At 66.8% G+C, this 22,369-nt stretch carries 39 protein-coding genes; 36 read left to right on the top strand and 3 right to left on the bottom strand.

What is annotated here, in order from left to right; all coding sequences use genetic code 11:
• Nucleotides 1-52: 52 nt before the first annotated feature.
• The 31 genes from ACL03I_RS32540 to ACL03I_RS32395 all read left to right on the top strand — a co-directional run bounded on the left by ACL03I_RS32540 (nucleotide 53) and on the right by ACL03I_RS32395 (nucleotide 13,640).
• Nucleotides 53-499 (top strand): hypothetical protein, encoded by a 447-nt coding sequence (locus ACL03I_RS32540; RefSeq protein WP_412807804.1) that lies wholly within the window; start codon nucleotides 53-55, stop codon nucleotides 497-499.
• A complete protein-coding gene (locus ACL03I_RS32535; protein ID WP_412807803.1) occupies nucleotides 496-873 on the top strand; it encodes a hypothetical protein in 378 nt (125 codons plus the stop codon). The genes ACL03I_RS32540 and ACL03I_RS32535 overlap by 4 nt, the downstream gene beginning before the upstream one ends.
• A gap of 6 nt (nucleotides 874-879) precedes the next feature.
• Complete coding sequence (locus ACL03I_RS32530) at nucleotides 880-1,257, top strand: hypothetical protein (RefSeq protein ID WP_412807802.1); 378 nt, start codon at nucleotides 880-882, stop codon at nucleotides 1,255-1,257.
• Entirely contained in the window at nucleotides 1,254-1,433 is a 180-nt protein-coding gene (locus tag ACL03I_RS39580; protein WP_459561394.1) for a zinc finger domain-containing protein, read from the top strand. The genes ACL03I_RS32530 and ACL03I_RS39580 overlap by 4 nt, the downstream gene beginning before the upstream one ends.
• Nucleotides 1,430-1,774, top strand: coding sequence for a hypothetical protein (locus ACL03I_RS32525; RefSeq protein ID WP_412807801.1), 345 nt, complete (start codon nucleotides 1,430-1,432; stop codon nucleotides 1,772-1,774). The genes ACL03I_RS39580 and ACL03I_RS32525 overlap by 4 nt, the downstream gene beginning before the upstream one ends.
• Nucleotides 1,767-2,135 carry a hypothetical protein gene (locus ACL03I_RS32520; RefSeq protein ID WP_412807800.1) on the top strand — a complete coding sequence of 123 codons (369 nt, stop codon included), beginning with the start codon at nucleotides 1,767-1,769 and terminating at the stop codon, nucleotides 2,133-2,135. Before ACL03I_RS32525 ends, ACL03I_RS32520 begins: the two co-directional genes overlap by 8 nt.
• Nucleotides 2,132-2,359 carry a hypothetical protein gene (locus ACL03I_RS32515; RefSeq protein WP_412807799.1) on the top strand — a complete coding sequence of 76 codons (228 nt, stop codon included), beginning with the start codon at nucleotides 2,132-2,134 and terminating at the stop codon, nucleotides 2,357-2,359. The genes ACL03I_RS32520 and ACL03I_RS32515 overlap by 4 nt, the downstream gene beginning before the upstream one ends.
• Nucleotides 2,356-2,520: a hypothetical protein gene (locus tag ACL03I_RS32510; RefSeq protein WP_412807798.1), complete on the top strand. Its 165-nt coding sequence runs from the start codon at nucleotides 2,356-2,358 to the stop codon at nucleotides 2,518-2,520. Before ACL03I_RS32515 ends, ACL03I_RS32510 begins: the two co-directional genes overlap by 4 nt.
• The gene (locus ACL03I_RS32505; protein ID WP_412807797.1) at nucleotides 2,520-2,903 is read left to right on the top strand and encodes a hypothetical protein; all 384 of its coding nucleotides are present in this window, start codon (nucleotides 2,520-2,522) and stop codon (nucleotides 2,901-2,903) included. Before ACL03I_RS32510 ends, ACL03I_RS32505 begins: the two co-directional genes overlap by 1 nt.
• Nucleotides 2,900-3,247, top strand: a complete 348-nt coding sequence (locus ACL03I_RS32500; protein ID WP_412807796.1) for a hypothetical protein — start codon at nucleotides 2,900-2,902, stop codon at nucleotides 3,245-3,247. The genes ACL03I_RS32505 and ACL03I_RS32500 overlap by 4 nt, the downstream gene beginning before the upstream one ends.
• Nucleotides 3,248-3,348: 101 nt before the next feature.
• Complete coding sequence (locus ACL03I_RS32495) at nucleotides 3,349-3,744, top strand: helix-turn-helix domain-containing protein (protein ID WP_412807795.1); 396 nt, start codon at nucleotides 3,349-3,351, stop codon at nucleotides 3,742-3,744.
• A 43-nt stretch (nucleotides 3,745-3,787) separates the two neighbouring features.
• Nucleotides 3,788-4,090, top strand: a complete 303-nt coding sequence (locus ACL03I_RS32490) for a hypothetical protein (RefSeq protein WP_412807794.1) — start codon at nucleotides 3,788-3,790, stop codon at nucleotides 4,088-4,090.
• A gap of 9 nt (nucleotides 4,091-4,099) precedes the next feature.
• On the top strand, nucleotides 4,100-4,276 hold the full coding sequence (locus tag ACL03I_RS32485) for a hypothetical protein (protein WP_412807793.1): 177 nt from the start codon (nucleotides 4,100-4,102) through the stop codon (nucleotides 4,274-4,276).
• A 270-nt stretch (nucleotides 4,277-4,546) separates the two neighbouring features.
• Nucleotides 4,547-4,786 (top strand): hypothetical protein, encoded by a 240-nt coding sequence (locus tag ACL03I_RS32480; RefSeq protein ID WP_412807792.1) that lies wholly within the window; start codon nucleotides 4,547-4,549, stop codon nucleotides 4,784-4,786.
• Nucleotides 4,786-5,271: a hypothetical protein gene (locus ACL03I_RS32475; RefSeq protein ID WP_412807791.1), complete on the top strand. Its 486-nt coding sequence runs from the start codon at nucleotides 4,786-4,788 to the stop codon at nucleotides 5,269-5,271. Before ACL03I_RS32480 ends, ACL03I_RS32475 begins: the two co-directional genes overlap by 1 nt.
• Nucleotides 5,271-5,669 carry a hypothetical protein gene (locus tag ACL03I_RS32470; protein WP_412807790.1) on the top strand — a complete coding sequence of 133 codons (399 nt, stop codon included), beginning with the start codon at nucleotides 5,271-5,273 and terminating at the stop codon, nucleotides 5,667-5,669. The genes ACL03I_RS32475 and ACL03I_RS32470 overlap by 1 nt, the downstream gene beginning before the upstream one ends.
• Before the next feature lie 80 nt (nucleotides 5,670-5,749).
• Entirely contained in the window at nucleotides 5,750-6,229 is a 480-nt protein-coding gene (locus ACL03I_RS32465; RefSeq protein ID WP_412807789.1) for a hypothetical protein, read from the top strand.
• Nucleotides 6,230-6,306: 77 nt separating this feature from the next.
• Nucleotides 6,307-6,822: a metallophosphoesterase family protein gene (locus ACL03I_RS32460; RefSeq protein ID WP_412807788.1), complete on the top strand. Its 516-nt coding sequence runs from the start codon at nucleotides 6,307-6,309 to the stop codon at nucleotides 6,820-6,822.
• On the top strand, nucleotides 6,822-7,355 hold the full coding sequence (locus tag ACL03I_RS32455; RefSeq protein WP_412807787.1) for a hypothetical protein: 534 nt from the start codon (nucleotides 6,822-6,824) through the stop codon (nucleotides 7,353-7,355). The genes ACL03I_RS32460 and ACL03I_RS32455 overlap by 1 nt, the downstream gene beginning before the upstream one ends.
• Nucleotides 7,356-7,405: 50 nt before the next feature.
• Entirely contained in the window at nucleotides 7,406-7,630 is a 225-nt protein-coding gene (locus ACL03I_RS32450) for a hypothetical protein (RefSeq protein WP_412807786.1), read from the top strand.
• A complete protein-coding gene (locus tag ACL03I_RS32445) occupies nucleotides 7,630-8,049 on the top strand; it encodes a hypothetical protein (RefSeq protein ID WP_412807785.1) in 420 nt (139 codons plus the stop codon). Before ACL03I_RS32450 ends, ACL03I_RS32445 begins: the two co-directional genes overlap by 1 nt.
• A 76-nt stretch (nucleotides 8,050-8,125) precedes the next feature.
• On the top strand, nucleotides 8,126-9,715 hold the full coding sequence (locus ACL03I_RS32440; RefSeq protein WP_412807784.1) for a hypothetical protein: 1,590 nt from the start codon (nucleotides 8,126-8,128) through the stop codon (nucleotides 9,713-9,715).
• A gap of 81 nt (nucleotides 9,716-9,796) precedes the next feature.
• A complete protein-coding gene (locus ACL03I_RS32435) occupies nucleotides 9,797-10,180 on the top strand; it encodes a hypothetical protein (RefSeq protein WP_412807783.1) in 384 nt (127 codons plus the stop codon).
• Nucleotides 10,181-10,328: 148 nt separating this feature from the next.
• Nucleotides 10,329-10,817, top strand: a complete 489-nt coding sequence (locus ACL03I_RS32430; RefSeq protein WP_412807782.1) for a hypothetical protein — start codon at nucleotides 10,329-10,331, stop codon at nucleotides 10,815-10,817.
• A 111-nt stretch (nucleotides 10,818-10,928) separates the two neighbouring features.
• Entirely contained in the window at nucleotides 10,929-11,180 is a 252-nt protein-coding gene (locus tag ACL03I_RS32425) for a hypothetical protein (protein WP_412807781.1), read from the top strand.
• Between the two features lie 8 nt (nucleotides 11,181-11,188).
• Entirely contained in the window at nucleotides 11,189-11,419 is a 231-nt protein-coding gene (locus tag ACL03I_RS32420) for a hypothetical protein (RefSeq protein ID WP_412807780.1), read from the top strand.
• A 161-nt stretch (nucleotides 11,420-11,580) separates the two neighbouring features.
• Nucleotides 11,581-11,910, top strand: coding sequence for a DUF1360 domain-containing protein (locus tag ACL03I_RS32415; protein WP_412807779.1), 330 nt, complete (start codon nucleotides 11,581-11,583; stop codon nucleotides 11,908-11,910).
• Nucleotides 11,911-11,991: 81 nt separating this feature from the next.
• Nucleotides 11,992-12,258, top strand: a complete 267-nt coding sequence (locus tag ACL03I_RS32410) for a hypothetical protein (RefSeq protein ID WP_412807778.1) — start codon at nucleotides 11,992-11,994, stop codon at nucleotides 12,256-12,258.
• A gap of 97 nt (nucleotides 12,259-12,355) precedes the next feature.
• Nucleotides 12,356-12,700 carry a hypothetical protein gene (locus ACL03I_RS32405; protein ID WP_412807777.1) on the top strand — a complete coding sequence of 115 codons (345 nt, stop codon included), beginning with the start codon at nucleotides 12,356-12,358 and terminating at the stop codon, nucleotides 12,698-12,700.
• 81 nt (nucleotides 12,701-12,781) lie between these two features.
• Complete coding sequence (locus ACL03I_RS32400; protein WP_412807776.1) at nucleotides 12,782-13,228, top strand: hypothetical protein; 447 nt, start codon at nucleotides 12,782-12,784, stop codon at nucleotides 13,226-13,228.
• A 1-nt stretch (nucleotide 13,229) separates the two neighbouring features.
• Nucleotides 13,230-13,640, top strand: coding sequence for a hypothetical protein (locus ACL03I_RS32395; protein WP_412807775.1), 411 nt, complete (start codon nucleotides 13,230-13,232; stop codon nucleotides 13,638-13,640).
• 208 nt (nucleotides 13,641-13,848) lie between these two features.
• On the opposite strand, the gene ACL03I_RS32390 is transcribed toward ACL03I_RS32395, so the two are convergent.
• Nucleotides 13,849-15,030, bottom strand: coding sequence for a helix-turn-helix domain-containing protein (locus tag ACL03I_RS32390; protein ID WP_412807774.1), 1,182 nt, complete (start codon nucleotides 15,028-15,030; stop codon nucleotides 13,849-13,851).
• 169 nt (nucleotides 15,031-15,199) lie between these two features.
• On the opposite strand from ACL03I_RS32390, the gene ACL03I_RS32385 reads away from it, so the two are divergent.
• The 5 genes from ACL03I_RS32385 to ACL03I_RS39575 all read left to right on the top strand — a co-directional run bounded on the left by ACL03I_RS32385 (nucleotide 15,200) and on the right by ACL03I_RS39575 (nucleotide 20,079).
• On the top strand, nucleotides 15,200-15,544 hold the full coding sequence (locus tag ACL03I_RS32385) for a hypothetical protein (RefSeq protein ID WP_412807773.1): 345 nt from the start codon (nucleotides 15,200-15,202) through the stop codon (nucleotides 15,542-15,544).
• Nucleotides 15,541-15,840, top strand: a complete 300-nt coding sequence (locus ACL03I_RS32380) for a hypothetical protein (RefSeq protein WP_412807772.1) — start codon at nucleotides 15,541-15,543, stop codon at nucleotides 15,838-15,840. Before ACL03I_RS32385 ends, ACL03I_RS32380 begins: the two co-directional genes overlap by 4 nt.
• A 105-nt stretch (nucleotides 15,841-15,945) precedes the next feature.
• A complete protein-coding gene (locus ACL03I_RS32375) occupies nucleotides 15,946-17,811 on the top strand; it encodes a hypothetical protein (RefSeq protein WP_412807771.1) in 1,866 nt (621 codons plus the stop codon).
• Nucleotides 17,811-19,904 carry a hypothetical protein gene (locus tag ACL03I_RS32370; protein ID WP_412807770.1) on the top strand — a complete coding sequence of 698 codons (2,094 nt, stop codon included), beginning with the start codon at nucleotides 17,811-17,813 and terminating at the stop codon, nucleotides 19,902-19,904. Before ACL03I_RS32375 ends, ACL03I_RS32370 begins: the two co-directional genes overlap by 1 nt.
• Before the next feature lies 1 nt (nucleotide 19,905).
• Nucleotides 19,906-20,079, top strand: a complete 174-nt coding sequence (locus ACL03I_RS39575) for a DUF7196 family protein (RefSeq protein ID WP_459561393.1) — start codon at nucleotides 19,906-19,908, stop codon at nucleotides 20,077-20,079.
• 145 nt (nucleotides 20,080-20,224) lie between these two features.
• Here ACL03I_RS39575 and ACL03I_RS32365 read toward each other — a convergent pair whose 3' ends face one another.
• Together ACL03I_RS32365 and ACL03I_RS32360 are read right to left on the bottom strand one after the other, a co-directional pair.
• Nucleotides 20,225-21,643: a hypothetical protein gene (locus ACL03I_RS32365; RefSeq protein WP_412807769.1), complete on the bottom strand. Its 1,419-nt coding sequence runs from the start codon at nucleotides 21,641-21,643 to the stop codon at nucleotides 20,225-20,227.
• Nucleotides 21,644-21,664: 21 nt separating this feature from the next.
• Nucleotides 21,665-22,231: a hypothetical protein gene (locus ACL03I_RS32360; RefSeq protein WP_412807768.1), complete on the bottom strand. Its 567-nt coding sequence runs from the start codon at nucleotides 22,229-22,231 to the stop codon at nucleotides 21,665-21,667.
• Nucleotides 22,232-22,369: the final 138 nt, after the last annotated feature.

The raw sequence follows: 22,369 nt of genomic DNA, 5'->3' as shown, positions 1-22,369 counted from the left end.
AGACCCACCGCCGGGGTCTGGCGGCTTCAGCCTATCCACCCGAAGGAGCCCCATGCCCGACCAGATCACCGGCCGCCCGACCGATGAGGAGCTGCGCCAGATCGCCGAAGACCCATGGGTGTCGTACGCCCCCGACATTCCGCGCCGCATGGCCATCGAGCTGCGCGAGCTGCGTGCCCGCGCCGCCGAGCTGGAGGCCGAGCGCGGCCAGCTCCACACGGATCGCATGCAAGCCGACCAGCGCACGATCGAGGCCGAGCAGCGTGTTGCCGAGCTGCAGGCGGCGCAGCGTCCCCCACTCGGGTACGTCGTCGGCTGGCAGCACGGCGGTCGGACATTCCTCGCCCTCGATGAGGACGAGGTCGGCATCCTAGGCGACCGCGCCCGCACATACCCCGCCACCGCACTCGGCGAGGCGCAGCTGTTCCTCGCCGAGTGCGGACCCGAAGACCCCGATACACAGTTCCGCGTCTACGAGCTGCACGAGGTGAAGCCGTGACCGACCGCGCCCGTGACCAGAAGACACCGCTCCAGGGTGCACTCGCCGAAGCCTGCGCCTTCGCGCAGCGGCACGGCGTCACCGACTCGATCACCCCGGCCGACTTCGGCATTCAACGCAGCGAACCCGGCCTGACGACCGCCACCTACGTCGGCGCCGACCACGCCGTGCTCGCCACCGTCGACCGCCACGGCCGCGCCCGCTTCAGTGTCGCCGAACTGTTCTGGATACACCTGGATGCCGACGAGGGCCGCGACCCGTGCGCAGACTGCGGCGAGTGCATGAACTGCGGCGAAGTCGAGTGCGCATGCGAGCCGCCCGGCCGCCCGATGGTCACCGTCTACCTGCCCGGTGACGCACCAGCGCAGGGGTGAGCGCCAATGGCTGACCGACACCCACTGCACGCCCGCCATCGCCTCGCGCGACACCTGTACGACACTGCTCGCGCACGACAGTTGGACGACATCCACACCGGGCACGCGGGGGCTTTCGCGGACGCCGTGATCGAGTTGGGCTGGCGTCCACCCGCCCGGGTGATCACTGACCCCGCCGAACTGGACACCCTGCCGATCGGGTCTGTGGTCCGCGGCTATGGCGTCGCGCACCAGGCGTGCCCCGGCTACGGCCGGTCGAACTATCCCGCGTTGTGGCTGAAGCCCACCGGCCGACCCCAGACCAGCGCCGAACTGTTGGCCGACTGCCGTGGTGCTGGCGTCACAGTCCTGTACGTCCCGACCGAGGACGGAGACACCGAATGATCGACCTCGTTAGCGACTTCGCAGTGCCCTGCCCACACTGCGGTGCCCTCATCGGTTGGGGATGCATGAAGCCTCACGGCGGCAACTACTTCCACAACAAACGTCCAGTGGCGCATGCGGCCCGCAGGGCGGTAGCCGCACTGGTCCGCACACATCTCGCAGGAGCCACCGAATGACCGCCACCCGAGACCAGCTCGCCCGCGTCATCTCCGGCCATCAGCTCACCGGCCGTGTCAGCATCGGCTGCACTGGTTGCCCCGGTGTGGAGTTCATGCACGAGGGCGAGCACGCCGAGCATGTGGCGGACATGATCGTCGAGCAGTTCCTGGTCGTCCCCCACAGTGAGGTTGTCGGCCTGGAGTACGGGTGGCGCGCGGATCCGGAATGGGGCGTCGTGCCGGTCGAGTCCGCCGAAGAGGCGCGAGACTTCGCATCGAATACCCGGCTCGGTGAAGCGCTGTTCCATCACGTGCTGGCGTGGTCCCCACTCCCCGAGGACGGAGAGACCAATGTCTGAGCCGAACCCAGAGCTGTCGTTCCTCAAGACCTCTGCTCGTGAGGCGGACGCGGAGGGCCGGACCCTGGTCATCGACCCGGGGTATGTGTTCGAGGCGCTGGAGAAGCTCGCCGAAGCACGCACCCGGATCGCGGAGTTGGAGGCGGCGCAGCGTCCCCCGATCGGGTATGTCGTCCTGGAGAAGCGTCCCCACCGGAGCGAGCCCGGCGATTTCGACTACCGCCCTGTCGGGTCGATCTGGGGCGAGCGCGAGCCCGCCGAGAGTGACGCGGGGGCATGGCAGGACGCGGCCATTGCGGACCGCAAGCGCTACGGCAACGTTGAGTACGTGCTCGGCGAGGTCCGGGAGGTGCAGCCGTGAGCGACCTGATCAAACTCACGATGCCGACGGCCCCGTACGAATCGTTCTGGGTGTCGGCAAGCTCGGTCGTGCTGGTCGAGCCAATAACTCAGGCGTACGGCCACCACGCGAAGGCTCAAATCCTGCTGGAGGGCGGCGAGAAGCGGCAATGCCTGGAGTCGGCGGCCGAGGTGGAGCAGCTGATCGCACAGGCGCATTCGGCCGTCCGGGAGGTGCAGCCGTGACCGCCGAACCCTTCACTGCGGCAGACGCCTTGGATGACGTCCGGCAGACGCTCGCGGACAACGGGTTCCACATCGTCGGCCAGTGGGGTCAGAGCCTGATCTACCGGATGCCGAACGGTGACCGTTTCGAGGTCCGGGTGACCAAGAAGAGAGGCAAGTGATGAGCGCGTTCCCTGCGCATCGGATGGTCGGCGAACCCGGCGACGGTGACAAGACTGGCCAGCTCCCATGTAGGGCCAGCAACCAGCACGACTGGCAGTGGCACAACAACCCGCAGTCCACACCTCGTCAGTACCGGATGTGCCCGCACTGCCATGCCATAGACGCCTCTGAGGCACTGGAGGCAGCGCAGTGTCCCCCACTCGGGCAGGGCGAACCCGTGCGCGCCCGCGACCACGTTGTCTACTTCGTCGACGACGGGTATGTGAGCGCGCTCGCCGGGGATGACCTGGCGAAGGCGATCAAGAACCGTGACCGGTTCCATCCGGGCGGGAAAATCATCGAGCAGCGGGCCCGCATGGAGTGGCGGGAGGTGCGGTCGTGACCACAGATGACGACCGCGAGCAGATGACCCGCGCCCTGTCCCGCCAGATCCGGAAGCGCACACCCGCCGACCAACGGCAGGCGCGTGCACTGGCCGAGCATCTGATCGAACTCGGATGGACTCTGCCCAGCGAGCCCCGGGCGATCGGGAGCGCCGAGGAACTTGACGCACTGCCCGTGGGATCGGTGATCCGCACCGGGCATGGACTGGTTCGCACATGGGTGTGCGGTGCCATCGGCTACTGGACAAACGGGCCGAGCTTCTACGCCAGCAAGACCGTCATGCGCGCCTGCGGGCCGGGCATCGCCGTCCTGTGGCAGCCAGAGCGGGAGGACCGCACGTGACCGTCACACGCCACTCCCTCACCCCGTGGTCGCACTGGACTCCGTGCCACCATGGTCCCCGCCACCCCACCCCGGGATGGCATGGCGAGAGGGGCCACACAATGACGGATCAGGGATACGAGTACGGGCGCGGCGCCGAAATGCGAGTACTGCGCGCACACCTTGGGATCGACATCAAGAACATGCAGGACATGGCAACCCTGCTCGGCGTCGCCCTCTCCACCTACCAGCGGTGGGAGAACGGACGCGACCGCATCCCCACAGGCATCTGGCCGCGGGTCGAACGCCTGTACGAAATGTTCGACGAAGCAGTCGACCAGCTTCTCCAGTCCATCCCCGAAGGCACCGACCCCGTCAACGTCAGGGTGTGGCGCGGCAAACGCGACGAGAACACCGAATGGCCCCAGGCGTTCCCCGGTGTCTGGCTGCGAGTCGTCGGGGAAGCCGCCCGCGAACAGCCACGCATCCGCCCCCGATACCCCGACGACGACGAATGAGACCGCTCGTGATCGCCGAACACGACAAGGCCGGAGCCACGCCGTGAATCCCGCCATCGCCGCTCTCATGCACACCGCCCCCGTCGAACTGCTGAACCGTCAACCGGGGGCGGGGCGCAACGTCATCGACCACTGGTGGTGCGTGGACCACAACGGTGACCCGCTGTTCTTCCACCGCCTCAACATGTTCACCCCGCAGTGCAACCCGCACCGGGAGACGGTCGCCGGCATGTACCCCGGAATGGACGTCGTGCAGCTGCCGCAGGTGTTCGTACCCACCCGCTTCGCGGAGGGTGTGTTGCGGCCGTATTCCGCGCTCGACCCGGCCGCAGCCGAACAGAACTAGGAGATCACCGTGGCGAAGCTGATGCTCAGTGGCACATACAGTCTCGTGGTCAACGACACCGACCACCTTCCCGAGAACATGGACCAGGAGCAGGTGTTCGACGGCCTCCGGTCCGCGCTCCAAGCTGCCGCCGATGCCTGGTACGAGACCAATCCCGGTCTTTCAGCCGAACCCCAGGTGTTCTGATGGGCTGGACACAACCCCTGTGCGTCGCTTGCTGGAACCGCGACAACCCCGACCGGCAGGCCGGCAACGATCCCGTCGGCCCGCCCGACCGCTGCTGCAAATGCGGTGATCCCACCCGATCGGGGATCTATCTCCGCATCGACCCGGCCACCGTGCCGTACCCGCAGCCAGACGAATAGGGAGATCGACCGTCGATGCTGGTTGGACGCCGTCCGAACAGCCCGCCGCGCTGGCGCAAGCCCCCAACTCGACCACGAATAGGAGACCACCGTGAGCGACGACCTGCCGAATCTGCCCACCGGATTCATCCCCCTCAACGAACTTGCTGAGGGCACCGTGTATGTCAACCTCGACCACATCTCCCTGGTGCGGCCCCACACGTTTGCCGACGGCAAACAAGGCTGCGTTGTCCACATTCTCGGCACCCCCGAACCCCTGACGGTCACCGACAACGTTGCCACCGTGCTGGGCCGCATCGCCAACTATCGCGCTGAACTCAGGAAGATCTGATGGGCGCCATCCTCACACCCACCGCCGACATGGCCCCCTGGCGCGTCGAAGTCCGATCGAACTCGGCCTACTTCTACGGTGGACAGGCCCGTGTCCGACGGGCTGAAGGCCGAGACTCGCATGTCGGTCTCGGTGTGCCGGTCGACCAGGCCCGCCCCCTGCTGGAAGCGCTACGCCAAGTAATCGACTCCGACGCCTTCCCTGACCGCTGGCGGTCGCCCTGGGCAGAAACCTGCGGTCTGGAGCAGCCCGGTAATTACGACCGGTACGAACTCGCCCGCGGCTGGCTGTACTTGCAAGGATCCTGCTACGTCTACGGCGCGACCGGCCGCAGCGACGGCCCGATCCATGAACCGGGATGGGGAGACGCCGCCGTGGCGATGGTCGACGGCTCAAACGTCGCCATGTTCGAGATCGACTATGCCGTCATGGTCGATGCCCGGAACCTGCTCCATGCCGCGATCTCTGGATTCGAGACGGACTGATGTCGACTACCGGACCACGTCACACCATCACCCTCGAAATCGACGTCACCGATGCGCAGGCCGAGAACGGTGAGCCCTCACCGATCATCGACACCCTGACCAAGGTCGCCGAGACCATCACCGGCGGCGGGTTCACCGTGCGGATACACACGGAACGCGAGACCGGCCGCGACCCCGACACAGGCGAACGTCAGGTGGAGCGGTCCACGGTGTACAACTCCGGGAGAACGCGTCTCGGATTGCCCATCACTACCCTGTTCGACCCTGCCACGAACCAGGATTCAGGTACCTGCCTGTGGTGCGGGCAACGCGGCGCTTGCGCGGTCACCGACCCCCTCCCGACCGGCGAACGGTTCTGGTTCCACAGTCAGTGCCCACCCGCACCGGCGGGGCAATGAGTCCCCGGTACATCCAGGAACTGTTCGGCGCTGCGTGCCCGAAGTGCGGTACCGCGCACACGATGTCGAGTAAGCCGGGTGTGAGTGGTCGGCGGAAGGACACGATGGGGGCGGAATGCCGGGTGGTGTTCAGCGCGGGAGAGAGAGGCGGCCCGCATCAGATCGACGTGTATTGCTGGCAATGCTGGCTGGACATCGGCGCGCCACGAACCGGCGACGCCCGGATCTGTGTCGTTTGCGGGCGGGTCGGCACCGCGCAGTTCCGCATCGCACATATCCCCGAAACCGGGCCGATCGAATGGCGCTGCACCCACACCGAGAAGTGTGCGGGCCGCGCCTACCCACAGCACGGCTGGAACGGGCCTGCCCCGATGTGCCGGTTCACCCGCAGCGGCATCCACGAGCCCGGCGCCGAGCCCGCCACCCACACCGTCATGGTGCCAGCCCTGGGCTGGTCGATGGTGTGCGACGGGTGCGCCGAATACATCCGCCAACACGACACCCGTTCGGGTGCCGAAGTCCGGCGGGAACGCAACACGCACACGGAAGGGTCGGCCTGATGTCCGCTGTTTGGTTTACGTCTGACCTTCACGTGGGTCACCGTCTCGTCGCTGAACTGCGCGGTTTTGGTGACGATGTGGACGCCCACGACGCCGCCCTGGCTGAGCACTGGGACCGCTTGATCCGTCCCGACGACCAGGTATGGCTGCTCGGGGATCTCATCGGCCGCCGCGGGCACGAACGCCGCGGCCTGGACTGGATCGCCGCCCGCAACAGGACCGTGCACCTGGTGGCCGGGAATCACTGCTCGGTCCACCCGATGCACACCGGCGCCCCCGGTGAACTCCCCCGCTGGCTCGAGGTGTTCGCCACCGTTCAACAGACCGCCGTCCGCCGCATCGGCGGGCAACGAGTCCTCCTGTCGCACTTCCCCTACCGTGACGACCCCGATGGCGACCACACCGAAGTGCTCCGCCACAACGAATGGCGGATGCCCGACACCGGGCAATGGCTCCTGCACGGACACACCCACTCCGCGGTGCAGCAGCGCGGCCGACAGCTGCACGTCGGTGTCGACGCCCACGGGCTGCGCCCCGTCCCCCTGCACTGGGTAGCCGAACGCATCGCCAACGAACACGCCGGAGCCGCCTGATGATCGACCGCCAGCACTACCAGAAGACCAGCCCGGACCCCGACCGCCCTGGCTGGTACACCGTGCACATCTGCGGTTTCACCGACTGCGTCGGCACGGACGACCCGCGCCACCACAACGACGTATGGAAGACCTACGAGCCCGTCGAGATCGACGTGTGCCCGCCTCCCGGCCGCGATGTGGGTGAACTCGTGAAGCCCGACGGCCCGCTCCGCTGCCCGGACTGCGACGAACTCGAATCCTGCTGCGTGTGCAGCCAGGAACGGCGCACACAACGACGGTTGGGTATCTGCACCGAATGCGGTCTCAGTTCGGCGGGCAACCACTACCCGTGGTGTTCGCGGGCGCCGAAGGCGTTCGAGTCGACCGGTCCGGGATCGAGACCGTGCATCACGTGTTCGGTGTGCGGGCGCACCTCTTACAACCCGCACGACATCGTGAACCGGTACTGCGGACACTGCCACCTGTTCCTGACAGCACCTAGCCGAATCATCGACCTGATCGAGCCAGACGACCCGGAGATCCCCCGATGAAGCGCCGCCCCCGTCGGAATGACCGCTGGCGCGAGGAGAGCGGCGCAGGGGTGGAGTCGAACCACCTGTTGCAGCTCCTACAGCCAACCGCCCTCAAGGGGTCTGCGCCGGTCCGCGCCGCGCTCTCCGCGTCCGACATCCTACCGACGTTGAATCCGCCGCAGCAGGGGCACCTCCACCCGCTACGCAGGGCACTCGTGGAAGCGGCGCTCCTGCGGCACCTGCTCGACGGCGGCCAGGTGGTCCGCATCCGATACGGGAAGACCGACCGCTGATGGCGAACATGACCGAACTGTTCCTGCGCGTCCACCTGCGCGACGACACCCCTGCGGGCCTGCTCGACTGGCTGGAGAAGATCGCCGCTGGGAACGACCTCGAAGCGTACGACGCGCACCCGTTCTTCGCCTGCCGCCGTTGGCATCTCGCGCTCACAGGAGTCGATGAAATCTCCACGCCGATCGTCGGGCCGCCACTCGCCTTCGGCCGAGGCAGCGTCGACGGGTACGAACTCCGGTCGATGCTGACCGTGCACAGCGCCTTCCGGCACTACGACGGCGAGGTAGCCGCGTTCCTCGACTGGATCACGCAGTTCGTGGACGCCGACCCGGGAGACTTCCTCGGCTACTCGCTGTACGAGGACGGCTACGACGGCGAACCGGAGATGCCGACCCTCATTCACATGCCACGCCGGTAGCGAGAGACCGCCGCCCGGTCTGAATGGGCCCAGTGCGGTAAGAGGTCTTGCGCCCCTAGCTCGTATATCCCGGTCGATGGCCGGGACGGATGCACTGTTCGAGCGCGCCGCTCGACTGCCGCCGGGGCAGCGGGCGGCGTTTCTCGCATGGGCCAACCAAGAACTGGTCCGCCGCGAAGCAGTCCGGAAGTACCCGACCGCCGGCGCGCTCGCGATGGCGCTCGATCCCACCACGGTCCAGACTCCCGACCTCGAGATGATCGACCGGGAGCTGGCCGCCGCGCAGCACGTCCGCCCTGAAGGCGAACCCGCGGCGCGGCTGATGATCTCGAAGCCTTCCCAGACCGGCAAGAGCCTGCGTGTGGCCGTTTGGGGGACTGTGCACGCGCTCATGCGTCACCCAGACTGGCGCATCATCGTCGTCACCCACAGCGAGGACCTGGCGCTCACCCACTCCGAAGCGGTCCGCAACATCATCCGAACGTTCGGCACCGGCGCCCGGGACTCCCTCACCGGTGCGCCGCTGCCGGACCGGCTCGGCATCGGGATCGGGAAGAAGTCAGCAGCGTCGCGGTGGCAGCTGGCTGGCCGCGAGGGTGGTCTGGTCGCCGCAGGTGTCGGTACCGCGCTGCCCGGCCGCCCCGCCGACTACATGCTGTTGGATGACCTTTTCGCCGGGATGCTCCAGGCTGACAGCCCCGCGCACCGGAAACAGGTCAGGGTCTGGTGGGACACCGTAGGATCCCAGCGACTGGGACCGCAGGCACCAGCCGTGATGATCGGCACGCGCTGGAATGAGGAAGACGCCCACGCCTACCTGCTCAGCCTGGAGCCGGACCGCTGGCGAGTCTTGAACTTCCCGGCCATCGCCGAACCGGGATTGCACGATTCTCTCGGCCGCGAACCCGGCGTGCAGCTGGTCAACCCCCGCGGCAAGACCGACTGGAGCGCCGTCCGAGCCACGAAATCCGAACGCGTGTGGTCGTCTATGTACCAGGGCAACCCCACCCCGCAGGACGGAACCCTGTTCTCGATCAAGTGGTTCAACCGGTGGCGGCTTGACCGGGAGCCGCCGCTGTATCGGCGGATCGTGGCGATCGATCCCGCCGAGACCGGGAAAGGCGATCAGGCTGGCATCATCGCCGCGGGCACCGACCAGTACGGGGGTGTGGTCCTCACCGACGACGCGAGCGGTGCCCTGTCGGCCGCCGAGTGGCCGCGCAAGGCGTGCCTGCTCGCGCTGCGCACCGGGGCGACCGAGGTGGTTTTCGAGGCGTACTCGGCAGCGGTCACGTATGAGCGGACCCTGAAACAGGCGTACAAGGATCTCGTGGCAGAGGCGGCCGACCTGGACAAGGACGGGATCGTGGAGGGGGTGCGGGTGCCTGATGAGCGGCCCTTCCACGTCTTCCCATGGAAGGGCGACGGCAACGCCCTCGTGCGGTCCACAGGTCTACGGAACGCCATGTCGACGGGTTGGTGCCGGGTGGTGCGGCAGAAGCTCGCCACGTTCGAATTCATGGCTCGCACATGGATGGAAGGACAGCACTCCCCCGACCGGGTGTCGGCTGCGGTGGTGGCCTACAACTACCTGTCCGGCGGTGGAGACACCGGACTGGCGGATGGTGCGGGTTCGTGGGGGCAGATGAGTGACGGCCTGCGCTGAACCCATTGACCCATCGGTTGAGAGTATGTATAGTTATTGAGGTCAGACGGACTGCACCGTCACCTACCGGAGGAGCCCGGCATGGACATCATCGCCCTCATCGACAACGCACTCGAGGACGACGAGACCGGCCCCGACGCGATGCGGTGGCGTCCCCACCCGGCAGTTGAGCCCCGCCCACACCAGGATCTTCGCGCGGGCGACGTGGTCGAGTACCACGGGTCGATCATCCTGTTCCACTGGGACGAATTCGTTGTCGTCTCGGTAGGCGACGACGGGCGATTGACCCTGGTCGACCACTACTACCCCACAACCCGGCTGAAGCAGGTACGGCAGTCGTCGGTAACGGCCACGGGACAGTGGGTGCCGATATGCCGGTGCGAACACCCGTACACACATCCGGCGGCACCGACGCCGGGAACCTGCTCGGCCGTGGGGTGCCAGTGCCCCCACCATCCGCAGTAGACGCCAGTACCCGGCCGTGTCCGCGAAGAGGAACCGATCCGGCCCAGCGTTGGCCGGGTCGCAAACCACTGGATCCACGAGCACCGCAACGAGTCCCGAACCCGATTCGTCGGCGGCCTGAAACTGCCAGATAAGCAAGGAGATTCACATGGGATACACGACCGACTTCGAAGGCTCCGTGACCGTCACACCCCCGCTCAACGAGAGCGAGCGCACCTATCTGTGGCGATTCGCCCATACCCGCCACATGGACCGCACCAGTGGCCCCTATTTCGTGGACGGGACGGACGGCGCGATCGGCCATGACCAAGGGCACGACCCCGATATCCGAAGCTGCAACCGGCCACCCAAAGGGCAGCCCGGCCCGTGGTGCGGATGGGTGCCGACCAAGGACGGGACCGCCATCGAATGGGACAGCTGCGAGAAGTTCTACGACAGCGATGCCTGGATGCAGTACCTCATCGACCATTTTCTTCGCAGCGGCGCGCAGGCCGAAGGGCATAAAGGGTTCGAGGACTTCACCTTTGATCACGTCGTGAACGGCGTCATTCACGCCCAGGGCGAAGACCCACAAGCCACCTGGGACCTGATCGTCACGGACAACGCGGTCACCATCGCCGACACGCCTCCCGAATAACCCGTAGCCCTCCGAATGGTGGCGGCCGGTTCCCGTTCAACGAAGCACGGAGGGGATCAACGACGCTCCCCGCGAACCAGCCGCCACAACCCCTGAAAGGACTCACCCGAGATGACCACCGAAGAGTGGGCCGACGCCATCGCTTCCGCGCTCAACTCCAAGTGCATGCACGTGGAGTTGTGGTTGCAGAGGGCGCGCGAGGCCGACGAGCGCGACCGCTGGAAGTTCGAGTGGGCGTGCGACAAGCTGAAGGCGCAGCGCGACAGCCTGATCGAGAAGGCCCGCAAGTTCGGCGACCGGGCCGCGATGGAGCGGGCGTTGGACAGGCACATGCTCGCATCGCTCCTCCATGAGGCCGTCTGAGCGCCGTCGTGTTCGACGATCCGACAAGCCTCGACAACATTGGGCGTACGTTCCCGATCGTTGTCGCGTGCGATTGCGGCGAAACCCACACCAGCACCGGCAAGATCGTCGCGAGCGACGTCAACCGCGCTCTCGCTACGAGCGTGATAGACAACGTCGACTTTGTCGCCCAACGCGCGTGGATCCGCGAGCACCGCGCCCACGGCGGCAACATCACCCAACCGTGCCGAGCCGCGTAGTTCACCGGTCCGCACGGGTCTGCAACCGACATGGCTGTCACCTCGCCGGCGCCCGCCGACTTCACCACCGACGCCGAAACTCTCGTCCAGTGGCGCGCCAACGGCTTCGGCCGCGACGCGCACCACGCAGCTTTGCATGGGACGGGCCTACCGTCCCCCTCATGGCAACCACAGTCCTCGCCCTGGTTATCTACGTGTTCGTCGTCGCGCGTTGTACCCGTGTCATCGTGCTCGACAAGATCGGTTCCCCGCTGCGGTCGTGGGCTGGCGAGCGTTGGCCGAGTGAGGAGCCCCTGGCTCCCGACGCCCCGGTGCGATCCCACCCCATCACGTTCGCTCTCCATTGCTACGCCTGCATCAGTGTGTGGTTCGGGGCGGTGCTGTGTGTACCGGCGGCGCTGGTGGCCGATTTGCCGTTGTGGTGGTCGCCCGCGTTGGCGCTGGCAGCGTCGCAGGCAGCGCTCGTGTTACGGGGATTGGAATCCGATTGACCCATTGATCCTTGGGGTTAAGGTATGTATATTCGATGGTGTTAGACGGAGTAACCGTCACCCACCCGGAGGAGACCGGACATGAACACCACCCACACCACCGACGTACGGGCAGACATCGCGGCGATCGCCGGTCCCGTCCCCGCAGTCCGCACCCGCGCGACCATCGCCGCCTACTTCGACCGCCGCGCCGCGGCGGCCCTGCACCTGGCCGAACAGGCGACCAACACCGCCGATCACGCGCTGAGCATGGACATGCTCGACATCGCCGCCGAAGCCCTGGCCGAGGGCCGCGCGTACCTCGCCGAATACCGGCTCATCAACGCGATGCGTGTGCGGCCCGTCTGAACCGCTTGCTGGCCCCACCCGCCCCGGGTGGGGCCAGAGCTGGCAGCTCAGCCAACCCCAGACGGAGCACACCGTCACCTACCGGAAGGACCGGCACATGTTCACCACCCCCGCGCTCACCCAACGCGACGCCATCCCCGCGCATTGGCTTGCGCGCCCCTGGAACGACGGCGATCACCGCCACATCCTCGGCGACGGCCGCCCACTGCGCGCCGGTGAACTGATCACCGTCGTGTGGGCCGACCGCGACGGCATGATCCGCGCCGCGGTCTCGATGGTCCTGGTCCCCGAGCACGCCGACCATACCGTCCGCGAAGCATCCGGGTTCGACTCCTTCGCCGCCGCCCGCGGCTGGGCCGAAACCAACGACGCCGAACTCCAGGACATCCTGGACAACCTCCCGTGGGACGCCGACCCCCTCGAAGCCGTCACCACCGCCTGACCACCACCGAGCCCGCCTCACACCGGGGCGGGCCATACACCCTCGACGGACTGCACCGTCACAACCCGGAAGGAACCGGACATGACCATCGTCTACACCCGTGAAGCTGTAGAGGCCGCGCAGGAAATGCGGGACGCCTGCCAGGGTCTCACCGCCGCCGTCCCCCGCGACCTGGACACCTACCGCGCCGCCTGGGACCGTCACGTCTTCGCCGAATCTCGGTGGGCGCACATGTGGCCCGCCGGGCATGTCCCCCACACCCTGGACGTGATCGCCTCCGCCTACGATCACCCGAACCAGCTGCGGGAATCCCTGTGCGCCGGGGTGTTCCGCACCCGGGACGACCGGTTCTCTGCCAGCCCCTACCTGCCCGGCCGGGACAAAGCCGGGAAGTGGGCGGTCGAGTACCAGCCCACCAACCGCACCGAGGTCGTCACCGTCGACACCGACGACCTCGCACACGCACAGCTGATCGTGGACCTCATCACCTGGGCCGAAACCGACGGCGCCCGCAACGGGGAGGACTGACATGGGACAGTGGGACGACCTGGACCATGGGCTGTCCCTCGCGGACGCCTCTCACCGCTGCCGCGCCATCACCAGCGAAGACCGTGAAGCGGTGCGTCGCCTCACCCGCCGACACGCCGAATCCGCATCCGATGAGGCGACTCTGCTTGCGATGTTGGGCCTCGACGTCTCCGACACCCCACCGGACTTTCCCTGCGTCGCCGGGTGCGGTCGGCAGCTGTATGTGAAGAACTGGCCTTCGCATTGGCGGACAGACCGTGTGCTGTGCAACAACGAACGCGGCATCTGCATGAGCTGCCGACGCAAGGAACGCATCGCCGCCGGTGAACTCCTCCCACCCAAGCCCCGCGAGAAATCGGCCAAGCCCAAGCCGTACAAGCGGCGCGTGGTGCGCGTGGGCACGGAGTTGTGAGGAAGTCTGCGGCTTGTCGGTGTGCGCTGGTACGAAAGGGAGTTCATGTCTCAGCGCACACCGGTCCAAGCTGCCTGGACCACCCTCGATGCCGTCGCCGCCACCCTCGACCGCGCAAACCTGCGACGAGAACCAATCCCTTGGCACGAGTTGCCGCGGTTGGCGCAGCTGGTGCGCGACGCCCGCCAAATCTACGTCGACGCGCTATCTACGCATCCAGTCCCGCCAGACCAGCCAACCGAGTAGCGCGGTCGGTGCCGCGCCGCTGCTGCGCGAGCACCGTGGTTACCGTGCCCTTCACGGCGTTGCTCGCGGCGAAATGCTCCGGGCTGGCCTGGTAGCTGCGCTCCAAAGCGTCCATCGCGTCATCGAGCTTCTGGGCCAGCAGGAATGCGCGCGCGCGGTCGACTTCGCCGTACGCTTTTCGTTCGGCGGCCATCCCCTTCGGCAGGTTCAGGCGGTTCGCGATTTCCAATGCCCGTCCCGGCTCGTTCAGGTCCGCCTCGGCGCACAGCTGATACAGGCTCACGTTCGCAGGACCGACCGGTGTCCCGTACACAACTCCATCCGGGAACCGGGCTGCGAGCCTCCCGGCCTCCTCCAGGTGGGACCGCGCGGTGTCGGCGTCGCCGGTCGCCGCGGCGATCGTCCCGGCCCGCATGTGCAGCAGGCTGTACACCGCCGCTACCGTCTGGTCGTCGTCCTCGAGGAGCGGATCGATGTCGGCCATCGCGCGCGACAGGAGCCGCAGGGCGTGATCGGTCGCGCCCATCCGGGACAGCGTGGCCGCCTTCACATAGTGGGTGGTGGCGAGCAGCAGTGGGTCACCGGCGCGGGTCGCCGCCCACTCCATACGTTCGGTGGCGGTGAGGCTCAGGTCCACATATCCGAGTTTGTGAGCGACGGTATTCGCGGCCCGGTACAGCTCGGCGAGCATCGTGTACGGGCGGCTGCGTGGCACCTGATCGGAGCCGATCACCAGCAGTTGGTCCACGAGATCGGGCAGTGCGGCGGCGATGTCGCGGTACCGGGTCTCGCGCCGCCAGACCCCGACCCGCGCGACCATCCGCTCCAGCTGGTCGACGGGTCCGGGCACGGTGTCCGGGGACATCAAATCGGTCGCCGCGAGAGTGCGGCGCAGCTGCGGCAGGATCTCGGCCAGCTGTTCGGGTTCGGTGTTGGTGCCGTAGAGGCGTGATGCGTCCACGGCCAGCGCAGTGGCGACGGCGCCGATCCACACCGTGCTCGCTTTCGCCTTGCCTCGCTCCACGTCGGCGAGCATCGAGCGCGAAACATGCGCCTGCGCAGCCAGCTGGTGCTGGGTGAGTTTGCGCAATTTCCGGAAGTGCGCGATTCGCCCGCCGACATAGGTGAGGTCTTCGTCCTTCACCCTTCACACCCTAGCAGCAGAATTTCGTACATTCTTCGTACATTCGTACGTCAGCGAACGCATAGCGTCAGTACAAGCCCCGACGCCGACGTGAGCCGAATGTGTCACCCACCCCCAGGCCCCGGCGGCGTCGGGTGCTACCCAACCACTCCGCAAGGGGGCACAGGAATTGGCGATTGCGATAGGGGTGCTGGACCTCGAGTTGTCCGGCCGCGCTGACCGGGTACATCGCGACCGGATCAGGGCCGCCGCCGAACGGTACGGCCACACCCTGCACTCGATTTTCGAGGTCTCGCCGGGCATATTCATGCCGGTCACCGCAACAGTGATGGCGCTACGCGAAGCCGCCGCGACGGTCGTCATCGCGCCCCATATCGATCATGTATGGGTCGCGCGCCGCGCGCTCACTGAGCACGCGTCGGTGATCGTGCTGGATCCCGAACAGATGTGGGAGCACCGCAGGCGGTGGCCGACGCTCGCCCCAACTCCCCCGGCCCACCCTCTTCTGCCATGACCGTGTGGCGGATCTTGGTCGTCGTCGCCGCTGTCGCTGTCGCCGCGATGGTCCTCTATTTCGTGTGGTGCACCTACGTCTCTCGCGCTCCCACTGTGGATGGTCCATCGACCGCTGAGATACGGCTGCGGGTGGGGCGGGAAGCGTGCGTGCTCGGCCTCGCCCCCATCACCAGCAACGCATTCCAACATCTCACCACCACGCAGGCCGAGACGCTGCTCAGCATCCACGGCAGCTGCCGTCACACCTGTTCGTGGTACCGGGCCGCGCACGACTACCTATCCCGAAACCCATAGGACTATCGTGCGATAACGCGGCCCCCTGAACCGGACCCTCTACCGGTTCAGGGGGCCGTCCATATCCAAACCCGGTTGCGCCCCTCCCCCGTACAACCCGTGCCGATGGCACTGATCTGGAGCAAGCGGCGTACCACCGAGGGCACAGCGGAACCCCCGGTGGTCTCGGCGTTGTCGGGCGACTTCGACGGACTCACCGCAGCGTCCGCCCCTGTACCCCCCGAGAAGTGGGGCCGCATCACCCGCCCTCAGCAGCAGGGTCGCGACGGGAAATGGTCGGATGAATGCTGGGACTTCCTTGACGTCGTCGGGGAACTGTCCTTCGCGCTGCTGTGGAAAACCGCCCTCATCTCCCGGTTCCGGCTGGTGGCATCCGATATCGACCCGGAGACCGGCAAACCCACGGGCACCACCGACAATCAGGCCGCGATCGAACTCGTCGCCAGGATCGCGGGCGGCGCCACCGGCCAATCCCAGATGCTGGCCCGTCTCACCCCGCTGCTCACCATCCCCGGCCAGGGATGGTTGGCGATCATCTACCCCGACGATGTCGAGGAATGGCACATCCTGTCGCAGGAGGAGGTACACACCTCCGGTCAGGACGTGGTGATCACTCGTCTCGACGGCACGAAATACACGATGAACCCCAAGACGGACACCCTGTCCCGGATTTGGCGGCCCGACCCCCGACGCTCCTCACTGCCCTGGTCCCCGGTCAAGGCCGCTCGCCCGATCCTGCGTCAAATCGTCCGCGCCACACAAACAATCGAAGCCGCCAGCAAGTCACGACTCGCCGGTAACGGTGTCCTGATCCTCCCCAGCGAGGTCAGTATGCCCACGCAGCCCGCGCCGCGCGCCGCCCCTGACCCCGACGCCCCGAACCTGCCGCCACCCCCGCCTCCCGCAGCGAAATTCGTCAGCGCCTCCGACATCCGCAAGGCCATCCAGGAGGCCATGTCCAAGGCGATCGAAGACCCCTCCAGCGCTGAGGCCCTGGTGCCGATCGTGCTGATGGTGGCAGGCCAATTCGTCAAGGATGTACAACACCTCAAGTTCGACACCGAGATCGGGGAGAGGGCACTCGAAGCACTCGAGGCCGCGGTGCGCCGCCTCGCCATGACCCTCGACATGCCCGCCGAAGTGCTCCTCGGGCAAGGAACACTGAATCATTGGTCGCTGGCCGGTATCGAAGAACAGGCCGTGCGCTGGCACGCCTCACCGGAGATGGAAGTCATCTGCGACGCCCTCACCCGCGAACTGCTGCACCCCATGCTCGGCGCCAAGGCCGGGAACACGGTCATCTGGTACGACACCAGCGACGTCGATGCTGAGCCGGACCAGATCAACAAGGTACGCAACGGCTACACAGACGGTGTCGTCAACGCCGACGCCTACATGCGGCAACTCGGAATGTCTCCGGAGGACGACGGATACGACCTCACCTCCGTCGACGGGTGGACGCTGTGGGCGACCGACCAGGTACGGCGAAAGCCGGAACTGTTCGCGGTCCTATCCCCGATCCTGCGGGTGCTGGTGCCCTCCCTCGCCGAGCTCCCCGACCCGGCCCCTGTCGCAGTACCGGCCACCCGGCCACAACCGGAACTGGAACCTGGCCCTGGCGCGACGCCTGACACACGCGACAACTCGGCGGTCACCGCCTCAGCCGCGGGCCCGATCATCCGCATGTGCGTCAACCAGGCCATGCGCCTGGCAGGTACGCGCCGGTCTGGGCGTGGCGACCACTACCGGCTGCGTGACGTACAGCCCGCCGAATTCCACCTCCCCCAATACCTCGGACCCGCACGAGCTGCGGACATCGCCCGCCTGATCGACGGCTGGCAAGACATGGTGGACGACTCCGTGTGCGCAGCCGCGGGCATCACCCACGCCGTGTTGCGGGATGTCGTGGTCACCACATGCGCGACCGCGCTCACCACCGGCCGCCGCCCCGTCATGCCGTGGGAGCGTTGATGCCCGACATCCCCCGCGAAGACCTGCTCACGCTTCTCCAGCTGGAACAAGAGCTGCAGGACGCCACCACCACCGCCTTACAGGGTTGGCTCGAGGTGGCGCGCGCGGCAGCGCTGCCCGCGCTCACCGCCGCCGCGATCCCGCCGGACCCGGACGCGATCGGCCGCCACGCCGACGCAGCGTGGGATCAGGCCGTCGATGACACGATCATGCCCCGCCTCGCTGCTGCGGTCACCCGCCTGCTCGGCGACACCGCCGAACGCCTCACCGACTGGCGCAGCAGGTATCTCGCGTCGGCGCGCCAACGCCTGTCGTCGCTGCCCGCCCGCGCCACCCGCCGCGTCCGCGCCGCGATGAACAACGCCGCCGGCGCTGCCGTTGACGTGGTTCGCGCCGCCGTCGACACCGCCCTGTCGTGGGGTGAGTGGACAGACGACGCCGGTTTGCTCGCCCGCAACGAAGCCGTAGCCGCGTTCAACGCCACCAGATTGGCCGCGGCCGTCGAGCACGCGGCAGCGACCGGCGCCCGCCTGGACAAACAATGGATCAGCCTGCACGACGCCGCCACGCGCCCAACGCATTTGGACGCCGACCGGCAGCGCGTCCCCATCGACCGACCGTTCGAGGTCGGCGGAGCCGACCTGATGTACCCGCACGACCCGAACGGCCCAGTCGAAGAGATCGCGGGCTGTCGCTGCGTGCTGCTGATCCTCAACGCCGCCCCGCTCGACGCACTCGCCGCCAGCACCACCCCAGATCCCGCCGTCGCAGCCAGCGCGGCCCAACCAGGAGGCACCAAGATGGGCCGTCGATTCGAGGCCATGATTATCCCGCTCGGCGAGCCCGGCCGATCGCAAGGCTGGATGCTCGGCCGCAACGTCGAATTGGTCGACACCGCACTGCCGCTCGCGATGAAGTGGCAGAAGACCGCCGACCCCGGGCACGACGGTGCCTACACCGTCGCGGTCGTGGAAACCATGCAGGTACGCGACAACGCGGTTTGGTTTGGCGGGGTCACCCTCGACTCCCCCGAAGCTGCCGAGGCCATGCAGCAGGTCGCAGCCGGAGTAACCCGGCCCAGCGTCGAACTGTGCGCGCGCAGTTCCGTGCTGACCGACGCCGCCGGAAACCCGGTCACCCCCGAGATCGCCGAACAGATGTGGCTGGCCGGGGCGACCGTCCTCGAGCGGATCGACGTGGCCGAAATCGTCGCCGCCACCCTAGTCAGCGTGCCGGAGTTCCGGGACGCCCACATGGTTCTCGGTGACGAGGTCGGCGCCGAGGACGAGGCGCACGGGCTGGCGCTGGTCGCTGCGGCGGCCGTGCCGCGGATCGTGCCGCCGGACCTGTACCCGGCCGCGTTCTTCGCGAACCCGGAGCTGGCGGAGCCGACCCCGATCCACGCCACCGCCGACGGGCGCGTGGTCGGGCATCTGGCGTGCTGGGAGACCATGCACACCGCCTACCCGGACATGCAGCGCACCCCCTACCGCAGCTACAGCGGGTACGCGGAATTCCACCAGTCGCCGGTGCATCTCGACACCGACGAGGTATTGCGGTGCGGGCGGCTCACCGTCGGCGGCGGCCACGGCCCCGCCGGCCGCGGCATGCGTGCCGCGATCGAGCACTACGACGACGTGACTACCTGCTGGGCGTACGTGCGCGCAGGCGAGGACGATCACGGGATCTGGGTGTCCGGTGCGATCGAGATGAACGCCCCGGAGAGCATGGTGAAACTTGCTCTCCAGACGCCGCATTCCGGTCACTGGGAACGCGTCGGCGGCCACCCGGAACTCCTCATCGGGCACGCCGTCAACTCTCCCGGCTTTCCGATCCCGCTGTCGCAGCGGCTGCGCGACCGTCAAGGCGATCTGGCGCTGGTCGCCAGCTTCGGGCCGCGCCCGTCCCCGGCGTCCCGGCCGCCGCTGCCCGCGTCCCTGCTCGAGGACATCGCCCGCCGCGGCGCAGCCGCGTACGCCGAGCAGGTGGCCGCCGAGCAGCGCCAAGCCGCCGCACGACAGTTGATCGAGGCCGCCTCTGACCGCAGGCGGGTACAGGTCGCGGCGATGGCCGCACAACGGAAGGCGAGCTGAGATGGGTAGCTGCTGCGGTGGTAGTCGAGCACCGAAAGCCGGGAAGGTGACCGGGTATCGGGTAATCGCCTATACAGGTGAGGAGTTCGGGCCATTCCTCACCAGCACGGAGGCCAATATCAAGGTCATGGAGGTGGGTGGCGGCGTCATCAAACCGGTGCGAGAAGCAACGTGAGATAGCATCGCCACTACCGTCCGGGCGTCCCGATCGATCGAGACTACCCCTTTGAGGGGGGCCACGCGCCACCCCACCGCACAAGAAGTGCCCCACCGGATTCCGGTGGGGCACTTCGCTGTTCGTGTCGTAACGGATCCAGTGGTTACCGTCCCCGCTCCAGCCCCCGCTCCTGCCCCTGGGCGTGCCTACCACCGCGCTGGACCTGCGGAGCGGCAATGTTCGGATCGCGATTCACCGCGGCCTGCGGCGGCTGCGCCTGTCCCGCCTCCAACAGCTTCGCGACCTCAGGCGGAAGGCGGTCGAGGTGCTGCTGGTGCGCGGCACGCGCCAACTCGGCCTCCTCGCGTGCCTTCTCTTCCCGCTCGGCAACCGCAGCGATAGCGTCGATTTGCTTCTGCGTGTTCAGGTCGCGTTCCTCTTGGATGATGCGCATTGCCTCAAGCCAATCGCGCGCTTCATGCTCGGGCAGCCCCTTCTGCACGCTGTTGGATGCGGTGTCGTTGAACAGTTGAGTCTCGATGGATTGCACCGCCCCCAGCGTGTTCGCCAACGCGGCATGGTCTTTGCGCAGTGCTTCCAGATCCAGGGTCTTTCCCTCGATCCGGGCCTGTTCGATGTGCGCGTGAATCTCCGCGGCGGTCTTTGCCAATTCAGCGCGCTCTCGGTCGAGCAACTCGTGCGTGACCATGTTGACAGGAGACATTCTCTCTCCGTGCTGATCGCGCGCCTTCAACTCCAAGTATTGCTCGACAGCCCGCGACTCGTGGAACCGCAACCCCAACGCTTCCCGGTGTTTGTCCGCCGTTTCGAGATCGAGTTTCAATTCCGCGGCAGCCAAGTCCTTCAAAGTCGCGTCCATGTAACGCAACTGGTCGATGCCGATCTCCCGCCCTTCTTCTCGGGCGCGATGGATCTCGATCAGGTAGTCCTTGGCGATCTGCTCAACCGTCAACGCAGCGGCTTCACGAGGCGGCAGTTTCGCGACGTTCTCCTGAAGCCTCTGCTGTTGCTGCTCATGCACTACCCGCATCCCGGCGGCCAGGACGCGAGCGAACACCTTCTCGCTCGCTCGCTGCACCGTGAACGTCTGCGGGTACTGCTGTTCCAATTGCACGAGAAGGTCTCGCGTCTCCTTCGACAGCTTCGGTTCCTTCTCCGCTCGGATGAAGTAGACGACCTTCTGGCCCTGCTCCAATAGAGCCGCATAGCCTCGAAGTTGCGTCAGGTCGCGTTGCTGATCGAACCTGCCGCCCTTGGTTTCGATATTGATCGCGACAACCAGATCGCGTGCGGGAATACGCCAATCCACGCGGATGATCTGTTCACCCGCTCGGACGGTGACTTCCGGTTGCGCGCCCAGACCCCTGAGGTTGTAGATCTGATTCAGGCCCTCCTGCACGAATTTGCCCGTGAGGAATTGCGCCCGCATCGTGGCCGACGCCTCTCGCCAGTCCATCGGCGTTCTCGGTGTCTCGCCGCGTCCGTATTTGCCTTCGGCGTACCGGTAGTACTGTTCGCGTTCTGCCGGGCTCAGGTTGTCCGGCGTATCTTCAGAGCCCATTCATCCCCCACGGGAGTGTTGCTATTTTCTTCGGAATTTGATGTCGGCCCACTCGCTGGCCGAGGGCTGACCGGCCGCGACCCACTGGTCGTAGTTCTCTCGCGCGTTGCCCCACAGCCAGACGAGCGTTCCGCCGGGATGCAGCGGCACATTTTTCGCGCGTCCCTCTGCGACGGCGGCTTTAAACACGCTGAACGGCTCCAGGTAGGCAATCGACGCGATGTTGCCCACGCACGCGAAGAACGGCACATCGTCGGGGCCGTTGCCGGGGACGTTCCGCCAACTGCCCTCGAATGCGTGGACGAATACCTCGCCTACGTAACGGCCGAACCGGTCGACCACATCAGCGTTTTCCGGCTCCAGAACCGCCCGATAGTCGGGCCACATCGCGCGCGCTGTCTCCGCGGCGATCCGCAAACCTTCCTGCGTCCAACGGTTTTCCAACGCGCCGACTGCTGGCGCGTCTTCGGTGAAGAACCGTTCGACCTCTTCGTCCATGCGTGCAAGCCACGCCAGGAATGCCGGGTTCTCTTGATCCAAGTCCTGCTGACGCAGTTGAGCCTTGGTCATTTTGCGGATGCTGCCCATCGTCTCGTCCTCTCTCCCGCCAATGTGTCGCAGCTAGGCTTCCAGAAACCGCTGCTCAGCGAGGCTGGAAGCTGGTCGTGTCGTCGGGATTACGTCCAGCACGTGCGGTTTTTCGACGTACTCGTGTAGTAGACGGGT

The sequence above is a fragment of the Nocardia sichangensis genome, from assembly GCF_047200615.1.
Classification (GTDB): domain Bacteria; phylum Actinomycetota; class Actinomycetes; order Mycobacteriales; family Mycobacteriaceae; genus Nocardia; species Nocardia sichangensis.
This window is presented reverse-complemented; position numbering and strand designations above follow the sequence as displayed.

Bases quoted from the DNA above. Each gene is read 5' to 3' on its own strand.
- ACL03I_RS32540 (WP_412807804.1), top strand. From the start codon at position 53: ATGCCCGACCAGATCACCGGCCGCCCGACCGATGAGGAGCTGCGCCAG.
- ACL03I_RS32530 (WP_412807802.1), top strand. From the start codon at position 880: ATGGCTGACCGACACCCACTGCACGCCCGCCATCGCCTCGCGCGACAC.
- ACL03I_RS39580 (WP_459561394.1), top strand. From the start codon at position 1,254: ATGATCGACCTCGTTAGCGACTTCGCAGTGCCCTGCCCACACTGCGGT.
- ACL03I_RS32525 (WP_412807801.1), top strand. From the start codon at position 1,430: ATGACCGCCACCCGAGACCAGCTCGCCCGCGTCATCTCCGGCCATCAG.
- ACL03I_RS32520 (WP_412807800.1), top strand. From the start codon at position 1,767: ATGTCTGAGCCGAACCCAGAGCTGTCGTTCCTCAAGACCTCTGCTCGT.
- ACL03I_RS32505 (WP_412807797.1), top strand. From the start codon at position 2,520: ATGAGCGCGTTCCCTGCGCATCGGATGGTCGGCGAACCCGGCGACGGT.
- ACL03I_RS32495 (WP_412807795.1), top strand. From the start codon at position 3,349: ATGACGGATCAGGGATACGAGTACGGGCGCGGCGCCGAAATGCGAGTA.
- ACL03I_RS32475 (WP_412807791.1), top strand. From the start codon at position 4,786: ATGGGCGCCATCCTCACACCCACCGCCGACATGGCCCCCTGGCGCGTC.
- ACL03I_RS32470 (WP_412807790.1), top strand. From the start codon at position 5,271: ATGTCGACTACCGGACCACGTCACACCATCACCCTCGAAATCGACGTC.
- ACL03I_RS32455 (WP_412807787.1), top strand. From the start codon at position 6,822: ATGATCGACCGCCAGCACTACCAGAAGACCAGCCCGGACCCCGACCGC.
- ACL03I_RS32445 (WP_412807785.1), top strand. From the start codon at position 7,630: ATGGCGAACATGACCGAACTGTTCCTGCGCGTCCACCTGCGCGACGAC.
- ACL03I_RS32440 (WP_412807784.1), top strand. From the start codon at position 8,126: ATGGCCGGGACGGATGCACTGTTCGAGCGCGCCGCTCGACTGCCGCCG.
- ACL03I_RS32435 (WP_412807783.1), top strand. From the start codon at position 9,797: ATGGACATCATCGCCCTCATCGACAACGCACTCGAGGACGACGAGACC.
- ACL03I_RS32430 (WP_412807782.1), top strand. From the start codon at position 10,329: ATGGGATACACGACCGACTTCGAAGGCTCCGTGACCGTCACACCCCCG.
- ACL03I_RS32425 (WP_412807781.1), top strand. From the start codon at position 10,929: ATGACCACCGAAGAGTGGGCCGACGCCATCGCTTCCGCGCTCAACTCC.
- ACL03I_RS32415 (WP_412807779.1), top strand. From the start codon at position 11,581: ATGGCAACCACAGTCCTCGCCCTGGTTATCTACGTGTTCGTCGTCGCG.
- ACL03I_RS32410 (WP_412807778.1), top strand. From the start codon at position 11,992: ATGAACACCACCCACACCACCGACGTACGGGCAGACATCGCGGCGATC.
- ACL03I_RS32405 (WP_412807777.1), top strand. From the start codon at position 12,356: ATGTTCACCACCCCCGCGCTCACCCAACGCGACGCCATCCCCGCGCAT.
- ACL03I_RS32400 (WP_412807776.1), top strand. From the start codon at position 12,782: ATGACCATCGTCTACACCCGTGAAGCTGTAGAGGCCGCGCAGGAAATG.
- ACL03I_RS32395 (WP_412807775.1), top strand. From the start codon at position 13,230: ATGGGACAGTGGGACGACCTGGACCATGGGCTGTCCCTCGCGGACGCC.
- ACL03I_RS32380 (WP_412807772.1), top strand. From the start codon at position 15,541: ATGACCGTGTGGCGGATCTTGGTCGTCGTCGCCGCTGTCGCTGTCGCC.
- ACL03I_RS32375 (WP_412807771.1), top strand. From the start codon at position 15,946: ATGGCACTGATCTGGAGCAAGCGGCGTACCACCGAGGGCACAGCGGAA.
- ACL03I_RS32370 (WP_412807770.1), top strand. From the start codon at position 17,811: ATGCCCGACATCCCCCGCGAAGACCTGCTCACGCTTCTCCAGCTGGAA.
- ACL03I_RS39575 (WP_459561393.1), top strand. From the start codon at position 19,906: ATGGGTAGCTGCTGCGGTGGTAGTCGAGCACCGAAAGCCGGGAAGGTG.
- ACL03I_RS32365 (WP_412807769.1), bottom strand. From the start codon at position 21,643: ATGGGCTCTGAAGATACGCCGGACAACCTGAGCCCGGCAGAACGCGAA.
- ACL03I_RS32360 (WP_412807768.1), bottom strand. From the start codon at position 22,231: ATGGGCAGCATCCGCAAAATGACCAAGGCTCAACTGCGTCAGCAGGAC.